10 protein-coding genes and 1 pseudogene are annotated in these 8302 nt (G+C 74.0%); 3 read left to right on the forward strand and 8 right to left on the reverse strand.

Features of this window, described 5'->3' with window-relative positions; translation table 11 throughout:
• Together ASG04_RS01140 and ASG04_RS17240 are read right to left on the reverse strand one after the other, a co-directional pair.
• Positions 1-747, reverse strand: a pseudogene (locus ASG04_RS01140) (cell wall anchor protein); the annotation flags it as partial.
• Between the two features lie 83 nt (positions 748-830).
• A complete protein-coding gene (locus ASG04_RS17240; RefSeq protein ID WP_056119025.1) occupies positions 831-2222 on the reverse strand; it encodes a hypothetical protein in 1392 nt (463 codons plus the stop codon).
• Between the two features lie 108 nt (positions 2223-2330).
• On the opposite strand from ASG04_RS17240, the gene ASG04_RS01150 reads away from it, so the two are divergent.
• Positions 2331-2762 (forward strand): GNAT family N-acetyltransferase, encoded by a 432-nt coding sequence (locus ASG04_RS01150; protein ID WP_056119028.1) that lies wholly within the window; start codon positions 2331-2333, stop codon positions 2760-2762.
• Positions 2763-2781: 19 nt separating this feature from the next.
• Here ASG04_RS01150 and ASG04_RS01155 read toward each other — a convergent pair whose 3' ends face one another.
• Genes ASG04_RS01155 through ASG04_RS01165 form a run of 3 tightly spaced genes read right to left on the reverse strand, consistent with a single transcriptional unit; the run spans position 2782 to position 4287 of the window.
• Positions 2782-3306 (reverse strand): Lrp/AsnC family transcriptional regulator, encoded by a 525-nt coding sequence (locus tag ASG04_RS01155; RefSeq protein WP_056120132.1) that lies wholly within the window; start codon positions 3304-3306, stop codon positions 2782-2784.
• A 52-nt stretch (positions 3307-3358) separates the two neighbouring features.
• Positions 3359-3865 (reverse strand): hypothetical protein, encoded by a 507-nt coding sequence (locus tag ASG04_RS01160; RefSeq protein WP_056119030.1) that lies wholly within the window; start codon positions 3863-3865, stop codon positions 3359-3361.
• Positions 3866-3897: 32 nt separating this feature from the next.
• Positions 3898-4287 carry a DUF5997 family protein gene (locus ASG04_RS01165; protein ID WP_056119033.1) on the reverse strand — a complete coding sequence of 130 codons (390 nt, stop codon included), beginning with the start codon at positions 4285-4287 and terminating at the stop codon, positions 3898-3900.
• A 33-nt stretch (positions 4288-4320) separates the two neighbouring features.
• Between ASG04_RS01165 and ASG04_RS01170 the strand changes: the two genes are divergently transcribed.
• Both ASG04_RS01170 and ASG04_RS01175 read left to right on the forward strand, forming a co-directional pair.
• The gene (locus tag ASG04_RS01170) at positions 4321-5136 is read left to right on the forward strand and encodes a LysR family transcriptional regulator substrate-binding protein (RefSeq protein WP_162241678.1); all 816 of its coding nucleotides are present in this window, start codon (positions 4321-4323) and stop codon (positions 5134-5136) included.
• Positions 5133-5603, forward strand: a complete 471-nt coding sequence (locus tag ASG04_RS01175) for a GNAT family N-acetyltransferase (RefSeq protein WP_056119038.1) — start codon at positions 5133-5135, stop codon at positions 5601-5603. Before ASG04_RS01170 ends, ASG04_RS01175 begins: the two co-directional genes overlap by 4 nt.
• Positions 5604-5610: 7 nt before the next feature.
• Here ASG04_RS01175 and ASG04_RS01180 read toward each other — a convergent pair whose 3' ends face one another.
• The 3 genes from ASG04_RS01180 to ASG04_RS01190 all read right to left on the reverse strand — a co-directional run bounded on the left by ASG04_RS01180 (position 5611) and on the right by ASG04_RS01190 (position 7887).
• Complete coding sequence (locus ASG04_RS01180) at positions 5611-6429, reverse strand: DJ-1/PfpI family protein (RefSeq protein ID WP_082517708.1); 819 nt, start codon at positions 6427-6429, stop codon at positions 5611-5613.
• Positions 6430-6524: 95 nt separating this feature from the next.
• Positions 6525-7280 (reverse strand): inositol monophosphatase family protein, encoded by a 756-nt coding sequence (locus tag ASG04_RS01185; protein ID WP_056119041.1) that lies wholly within the window; start codon positions 7278-7280, stop codon positions 6525-6527.
• 16 nt (positions 7281-7296) lie between these two features.
• Positions 7297-7887: a DNA-3-methyladenine glycosylase I gene (locus ASG04_RS01190; RefSeq protein WP_056119044.1), complete on the reverse strand. Its 591-nt coding sequence runs from the start codon at positions 7885-7887 to the stop codon at positions 7297-7299.
• Between the last annotated feature and the right edge of the window lie 415 nt (positions 7888-8302).

Genomic DNA, 8302 nt, shown 5'->3' on the forward strand with positions numbered 1-8302 from the left:
AGCGACCTGCGTCCCGGATGCGATCCCGTCGGAGCCGTCCGTGGTCGGAGCGGCCTCGGACGGTGCCGACGGCGACGACGGTGCCGACGGTGCCGACGGCGACGACGGTGCCGACGTGGCCGGGGCCGGCGCCGGGGCCGTGGCGGCCGGAGCCACCGCGGTCGAGGTCGCGTCACCGAGCACCGAGATCGCGTTGCCGGTCACGTCGACCGGAGCCTGTACGGTGCCGGCGACCTGGGAGCCGGACGCCACCGCGTCCGCACCCGACGTCGTCGGTGCCGCGGGGGTCGCGCGGGCCGCGGCCGGTGCGGCAGGAGCCGGAGCCGCGGTCGCCACCGCGTCGCCGCCGACGGCGATGGCGTTGCCGCCGACCGTCACGGGGGCGGTCACCTCGGGCACCACCTGGGTCCCCGAGGCCACACCGTCGGACCCGGACGTCGACGGGGCGGCAGCCGGTGCGGCAGGGGCGGCAGCCGGTGCGGCAGGGGTCGGCGCCGGCACGGCAGCCGGTGACGGTGCAGCCGGCGCAGGTGCCGCCGGGGCCGCGGACGACACCGCGTCACCGAGCACCCCGAGGGCGTTGCCGAGGACGGACACGGGGGCGTCGACGGACGGCGCCACCTGGGTCCCGGACACGGCACCGTCAGCGCCGGTGGTGGTCGCAGCGTTCGCCGCGGCAGCACCTCCGAACGTCAACCCGCCGACGAAGAGGGCGAACCAGAGCCCTCTGGAGACGTACTTGTTCATGGTCATCACTCCTGATCGAGATGTCACGACCGCGGTCGCGGTCGGTGGTGCTGTTCCTGCCGTGCTGGGCAGGTGCACCGATCTCAGTCAGGGGCGACGTCGTGCTCGCCGGAGAGCGACGTGGGGACCACGTCGTCGGCGATGGTGCCGCGCGTCCCGGCGGCGAGGGGGTCCTGGTCGGCGGACGCGCCGACGGTGCCGATGACACCGGCCCCGGCGGACCCGGAGCTCGCGGTGCCGCCGGAGGTCGAGGAGCCGGCGCCGCCGAGGGGCTGGTCACCGGGGGTACGGCCGTCGGGGACGACGAGCGCCGTTCCGCCGAGCGTGGCGGACGCGGGTGCCGCGTTGGCCGATGGCGACTGCGGAGTCGCCACGCCGACGACGGCGCGCGACGGCGACGGCGCGGAGGGTGCGTCCGCGCTGGCGGCGGCAGCAGCCGGCACGGCGGCAGCAGATGGCGCGAGCGCGACCGGTGCTGCAACGGGCTCGACGGACGCCGACGACGCCGGTGGCGGTGAGGCCCCCGCGGTGCCGGAGCCGGTGCCCACCGGGGGCGCGGGTGCGGGCAGGACGGGAGTGGGGCCTCCAGGCAGGAGGACCGTCGGCGGCGACACGCCGGACACGACGTCCGGGACGTCCCCGACGACCGATCCGACGCTGCCGAGTGTGTCGTCCACCAACCCCGTGACCGGTGCCGTGACGGTGCCGAGCGTGTCGTCACCGAGCACCGTGCCCACGACGGGCACTGCGCCGACCACGTGGTCGAGCGTGCTCACGAGCGAGGTGACCGGGCGTGCGCCCGTCAGGCCCTCGACGGTCCCGGTGACGGGCCGCAGGACGGTGGCCAGGGAGTCGGTCAGCGGACGGGAGGCCGTTGTCGCCGCCGCCGCGTCGACCGGCGTCGCCGGGGCGGTCGCGCTGCTGTCGGTGGCCGGTTCCGCGGGCTGGGCGGCGGTCGCCGGGGCCGGCGCCGGTGCCGCCGAGGTGCCGGCGGGCGCGGCCGGAGTGGCAGCTGCCGCGGGAGCAGGAGGCGCCGCGGGGACGGACGCAGCGGGAGTCTGAGCGGCCGGTGCCGGTGCCGCGACGGGAGCCGCAGGTGCTGGAACGGCTGGCGCAGCCGGGGCCGGGGCCGGAGCCGTCTGGACCGGGGCGGCGGGCGCAGGTGCGGCGGGGACCGGGGCGGCGGGCGCAGGTGCTGCGGGCGCCGGTGCTCCCTGGGGCTTCGGGACAGCAGCCTGGACGGGCTCGACGGCGGTGCTCACGACCTGACCGACGCCACTCGTGACGCCCTGGACGGTGTCACCGAGGCCCTGCACGACCCCGCTGACCAGGCCCTGGGCAGGCGCACGCTCAGCGGCCGACGCGGCGTGCGCGCCGACGGTCAGCGAGAGCAGCACGGCGGCGGCGCTCACCCCGGTGCCCATCAGGGCGTACCGGATCGCAGCGCGCCAGGGTGCGCGCAACGGCTTGACCATGCGCTCACCTCCTGATCTGGCTGCGCACGTAGAGTGGTTGACCGGCACGGTACGCCTCTCGGGGCGATCCCGGAACCCCCTTCACAAGCAATCGTCAGGAAATCCCGCATGGCCTCGGTCTTCAGCGCTCCCACCCGCAATCTCGACATCGTGACGTTGCACGAGATCCTCCGCCTGCGACAGGACGTCTTCGTCGTCGAACAGGGCTGCGCGTACGGGGACATCGACGGACGCGACCTCGAGCCCGGCACGGTGCAGTTCTGGGCCGGCGAGGGCTCGGTCGACGCCACCCTGCGGCTGCTGCGCGAACCCGACGGCACCGAGCGCATCGGCCGGGTCGTCACCGCTGCCCGGTCGCGTGGCACCGGCCTCGGCGCGCAGCTGATGGAGGCCGCGCTCGCCGAGACCCGCTCCCCCGTCGTCGTCCTCGGCGCACAGGCACACCTCGAGCAGTGGTACGGACGGTTCGGGTTCGTCCGGTCGGGCGAGGACTACATGGAGGACACGATCCCCCACGTCCCGATGACCCGCACGCGCTGAGCCCGGGCACCGGCAGGGCTCAGGCCCGCCAGCGCCGCAGTTCGTCGTACGACCGGGCCTGGTGCCCACGGTCCGCGGTGAGCCGTTCGAACACGATGTTCGTCTGCGTCGTCGCGACGGAGGGGTCCCCGCTCAGCTCGTCGGCCACGAAGTCGCGGAGCTGCTCGGTCGACGTGCAGGCGATGTGCACCAGGAAGTCCTTGTCGCCCGCCAGGAACGACACGTCGAGCACGACGGGGACCCGCAGCAGGCGCTTGGCGAAGTCCCGGAGCTCGTGCCGAGCGGCCGCGTGCACCCGGACGGACACCATCGCCTCGATCGAGAAGCCGAGCCGGGCGATGTCGACGTCCGCTCGGTAGCCCCGGACGACACCGGCGTCCTCGAGTGCCCGGACCCGGGCCAGACACGTCGACGGCGCGATCCCCACCGCGGCCGCGAGCCGGTTGTTCGGGATCCGGGCGTCGGCGGCGAGGGTCCAGAGGATGCGCTCGTCGACCTCGTCGAGTCGCGGCGCTGGGTCGGGTCGAGCGGCACGGTCGGACACGTCGCCCACCGTAGCGCGGGCGATCGGCGTGCGGTCGAGGGAGGTGGGCGCGCTACATCGCGAGGGTCATGCCGAGCACGGCGACCGTCATCGCGAAGACCTCGCCGCTGCGGACGGCACGCCGGTCCTCGCGACCCCACTCGTACCGCAGCAACCACCCACTGAACGCGCAGTACCCGATCACCCCGCCGCCGAGCACCGCCGTCAACGCGATGCCGTGCGCCGCGTGTCCGTCGGCCAGGCCGGTGGCGTGCCCCATGAGCAGCATCCCGGCCATCACGACCGACGACAGCGCCCGGTGCACGTCCATCGGTTCGGCCCGGCGACCGTCCGCACGTCGTCGTCGCATCACCGGCAGCGGCGCCAGGAGCAGCAGCAGCGTCGCCGCCAGCAGCGTCCACACGGCCCCGGCGTCGACGACGGGCATGAGCATCGCGACGAGCATGACCGCCGCCGGGACGATCACCCCGGGACGCGGGCGGTACCGGTCCCCGACGATGCAGCACACCGAGGCGAACTGCGGCACGACGAGCAGTGCGTCGGACACGGTCTGGTGCACGGGCGGTCCTGGGGACGGGTCGGGCCGGCGGGTCAGCCCTCGGCGCGGGCTGCGGTCTTGGCGGCGCGCTCCTGCTTGACGCGGGCGTTCTCGGCGTGGACGGCGGCCTGCGTCGCACGTTCCTGCACGAGCCACTCGGGCTTCTCGACGAGCAGGTCCTTGATCTGTGCCGTGGTGAGGGCGTCGTCGATGCCGGAGCGGCTGAGCCCGGAGATCGACACGCCGAGCTTCTGCGCGACGACCGGACGCGGGTGGGGTCCGTCGCGGCGAAGGTCCTCGAGCCACTCGGGCGGCGAGGTCCGCAGCTCGTCGAAGGCGGTCCGCGTGACGGGCGCGTCGCGGAAGGACTCCGGAGCGGCCGACAGCAGGATGCCGAGCTTCTTCGCAGCCGTCTCGGGCTTCATCGTCTGTTCCTGCGCCATGGTGACAAGGGTACGGCCCCTATGCTCGGTTGCATGACCGCGGCACTCACCATCGCTTTCGTGCCGGGCGTCTCCCCCGCCAAGTGGGCTCGCGTCTGGCGCGACCGGTTCCCCGACGTCGAGCTGTTGCTCCGCCCGATCGGACAGTCCGAGGTCGATGACACCCTGGCCGGCGACGTCGACATGGTCTTCGCCCGGCTCCCCGTCTCCGAGTCCCACAACGCCATCCCGCTCTGGACCGAGACCGCCGTCGTCGCCACCCCGAAGGACTCGGCCCTGGCGAAGTCGGCGGAGCTCTCCACCGCCGACCTCGCCGACGTGCACGTCATCGACGCCGGTCCCGTCCCCGCGGACCTCGACGCGTCGCTCGACCTGGTCGAGGCCGACGTCGGCGTCGTCGTCCTGCCGCAGTCGCTCTTCCGCAAGGCCAGCCGCAAGGACCTCGTCGCCCGCCCGCTGGCCGACGCCGAGGGCACCCGAGTCGCGCTCGTCTGGCGCGAAGCGGACGCCTCGGACCTCACGGCCGAGTTCATCGGCGTGGTGCGTGGGCGGACCGCCAACAGCTCCCGCAGTCAGCCGGACCAGCCGGGAGGCCCGGACCGCGTCGACGGAGACGACCAGCGTCCGTCCCGTGGCGCGTCGAAGGCCGGATCGGGCGGCAAGGCCGGCACCGGCAGCAAGGCCGGATCCGGCGGCGGAGCGGGGACCGTCGGCGGCAAGGCCAAGGCGAAGTCCCCGGGCGGCGGCAAGTCCGGTGGCGGCAAGAACTCCAACACCGGCAAGGGCCCCACGCCGGGCCGCGGCAAGATGCGGGGCAAGCCGAGCCGGGGGTCGAAGGGCAACCGGTGACGGACACGCGCCTGCGGGCGATGCCGGCCACGAGCCTCCCGGCCTGGTTGGCGACGACCATGGCGGAGTACGTCCGGTCGCGGATGCAGTCGGGCGAGAGCCGCGAACGCGCCGAGGAGAACAAGCAACAGTCACTCGAGCGCTGGTTCCCCGGCGGTGAGCCGCTCGCCGGTCACCACGTGTGGGACGTCCTCGACGACCAGGACACCGTCGTCGGGTACCTCTGGATCGGTCCGTTCGAGACCGGCAGCACGGACTGGTGGGTGTTCAACGTCGAGATCTCCGCTGACCACCGCCGCAGGGGACACGCACGCCGGGCACTCGAGCTCGGCCAGCAGGTCGCGAAGGACGAGGGCGCGCGCACCATTGGCCTCAACGTCTTCGGGTACAACACCGGCGCGCAGGGCCTCTACGCGCAGCTCGGGTACCGGGTGACCTCGACGCAGATGCTGCTGCCGCTCGACTGACCGCGGATCAGCGCATGACCGCCGCGGCGGCCTGCGCGACGCGCTCGCCACGCGATCCCTCGGCAGCGGCACGGGCCTCGGTCACGACCCGGGCGTCGGCACGCTCGGCCGACCCGGCGTCGAACGGCGGCTGCGGGTCGTACTCGATCTGCAGCTGGATGCGTTCGGCCTCGGGCTGCCCGGCGAGCTCGGCGGCGAGCCAGAGCGACATGTCGATCCCGGCGCTGACACCGGCCGCGGTGACCACCGAGCCGTCGTCGACCATGCGCTCGTCGGACGGCGTGGCACCGAACGCGGCGAGCATCGGCTTCGAGGCCCAGTGCGTCGTCGCCCGTTTGCCCGCGAGCAGCCCGGCCGCGCCGAGGACGAACGCACCCGTGCACACCGAGGTGATCCACGTCGCGTCCTCGGCCTGACGTCGGACGAAGGCGATGACCTCGGGGTCGAGCATCGCGTCGAACGCCCCGTCGCCCCCGGGGACGACGAGCACGTCAGCGGGTGTCGCGTCCGCGAAGGTGACGGTCGGCACCAGGGACAGACCGGTGTCGGTGGGGACCGGGTCGAGCGTCGCCGCGACGTACTCGACGCGCGCTCCCGGGACCCGGGTCAGGACCTGGGCCGGGCCGACCAGGTCGAGGATCGTCAGGTCGGGGAACAGCAGGAAGGCGATCTGGACCTCGGCGGGGTCGTGCTCGGGGAGCGTCGCGTCCTCGGCGCGGGCATCGGGCTCGGGCACCACGACGTCGATCGGGACGGCGACGTGCTCGGCGTCGACCGGGGCGACCCGGGTCGTGAGCGGGGCGGCGTCCGGGTGCTCGTTCGTCATGCCGCGACGATAGTCCGGCACCCCCGGGTCGGTCCGTGCTGCGGACTGCCGGCGGCCGACGCCCGACGCCCGACGCCCGTGGTGCGGGATGGTCGTCAGACGGCGTGCAGGAGGGCCGCGGCCTCGGCCACGGCCTGCTGCGATCCGGCGAGGTGCCACCGACGCCCGGCCCGGTGCACGATCTCGGTCGCGCCGCCGACCCCCTCGACCAACGCCCGGCCCGGAAGCCAGTCCCAGTCGGCGCAGTCGTACTGGACCCAGAGCCCGATGTGACCGGCCGCGACGTCGGCCAGGTCGCACGTCCCCGAGCCACTGATGCGCACCGTCGCCGCTGCAGCCGCGACGTGGCTGAACACACCCATGACGAGCGGGTCCTGCAGGTCGCCCGGGTGCAGGTAGGTCGCCACGCTCCCGAGCGCCAGCGCACGGTCCTGGAGCCGTCCGATCGGCACACCGTTGCACTCGACGCGCCCTGCAGCGGCAACCCAGGTCTCGTCGGACACGGGTCGACGCACCGCGGCCGTCGCCAGGTGTCCGTCGACCTCGAGTGCGACGGCGCTGCACCACGCGGGGAGTCCGGACACGTAGTTGAAGGTCCCGTCGATCGGATCGGCCACCCAGCGTCGACCGGTGGTGCCGCCCGTGGCGCTGCCCTCTTCGCCAAGCAGTCCGTCGCCCGGGCGTTCGCGTTCGAGGACGTCCCGGATGTGCCGTTCGGCCGCTCGGTCGGCCGCCGTGACCAGGTCGGACGCCGACGTCTTCTCCTCGGCAGCGACCCCGGCGGAGCGCATGTGCTCGGCCAGTGCCGCCGACTCGGTCACCAGCGTCGATGCCAGGGTCGCGTCGTCCATCCGACCACGGTAGCGGTCAGGACCAGACGCCCGAGGTGCCGCGGCGGTGGCTGTCGACCAGGTGCGTGTCGACGATGCCGAGCGCTTCCATGAGCGCGAACATCGTCGTCGGGCCGACGAAGGCGAACCCGCGCTTCCGCAGGGCCTTGGACAGGGCGACGGACTCCTCGCTCGTGGTCGGGACCTCGGCGAACGTCGTCGGCTGCGGGGTCGACTCCGGGCGGAACGACCACACGAACTCCGCCAGGCCGCCGTCCGCGCGGAGGGCGATCGTGGCGTTCGCGTTGGTGATCGTCGCGAGGATCTTCGCGCGGTTCCGGACGATGCCGGCGTCGGCCATCAGCCGGGCGACGTCGTCCTCGCCGAACGCCGCGACCGTGTCAGGGGCGAAGTCGGCGAAGGCGGCGCGGAAGGCGGGGCGCTTCGCGAGGATGGTGCGCCAGGACAGGCCGGACTGGAAGGCCTCGAGCGACAGCCGCTCGAAGACACCCCGTTCGTCGCGGACGGGCATGCCCCACTCGGTGTCGTAGTAGTCGCGCAGCATCGGGTCGACCGACGCCCAGGCGGGGCGGGCCAGTCCGTCGTCCCCGGTCACCAGATCAGTCACGGGTCCATCCTGCCGGTGCGTGCCGACACCGACGCCGACGACACGTGAGCGGGCAGCGCCTGCGCCGCGCCTGCGCCGCGTCGAGGTCGCGAGACGCGCCGCTTGCGCTGCTTCGAGGTCGTACGAACTGCCGCCAGCGAGGGGCCGGGCCGACGGATCCGGCGATGTCGGCGGACCTGAGCAGCGTGTCGTGCGACGTCGGGCGCGGGCGGGACGGGCCGCCAGTCCGCCCGTGGTCCCCCGCCGAGGTTGCACGACTCGCCGCGCGTGGTCCCCCGCCGAGGTCGCACAACTCGCCGCGCGAACGTCGTCGAGGTCGCACCATCCGCCGGTCCGAGCGCTCGAGATACCAGAATTCTGGAACCTCGAGCAAGGAGCGTGCCGTCCGCCCCCCCCCCCCCCCCCCCCCCCCCCC

Source organism: Curtobacterium sp. Leaf183, assembly GCF_001424385.1.
Taxonomy (GTDB): Bacteria; Actinomycetota; Actinomycetes; order Actinomycetales; family Microbacteriaceae; genus Curtobacterium.

What these genes read in the sequence shown, in the direction of transcription:
- ASG04_RS17240 (WP_056119025.1), bottom strand. Translation starts at nt 2,222, where the DNA reads ATGGTCAAGCCGTTGCGCGCACCCTGGCGCGCTGCGATCCGGTACGCC.
- ASG04_RS01150 (WP_056119028.1), top strand. Translation starts at nt 2,331, where the DNA reads ATGGCCTCGGTCTTCAGCGCTCCCACCCGCAATCTCGACATCGTGACG.
- ASG04_RS01165 (WP_056119033.1), bottom strand. Translation starts at nt 4,287, where the DNA reads ATGGCGCAGGAACAGACGATGAAGCCCGAGACGGCTGCGAAGAAGCTC.
- ASG04_RS01170 (WP_162241678.1), top strand. Translation starts at nt 4,321, where the DNA reads ATGACCGCGGCACTCACCATCGCTTTCGTGCCGGGCGTCTCCCCCGCC.
- ASG04_RS01180 (WP_082517708.1), bottom strand. Translation starts at nt 6,429, where the DNA reads ATGACGAACGAGCACCCGGACGCCGCCCCGCTCACGACCCGGGTCGCC.
- ASG04_RS01185 (WP_056119041.1), bottom strand. Translation starts at nt 7,280, where the DNA reads ATGGACGACGCGACCCTGGCATCGACGCTGGTGACCGAGTCGGCGGCA.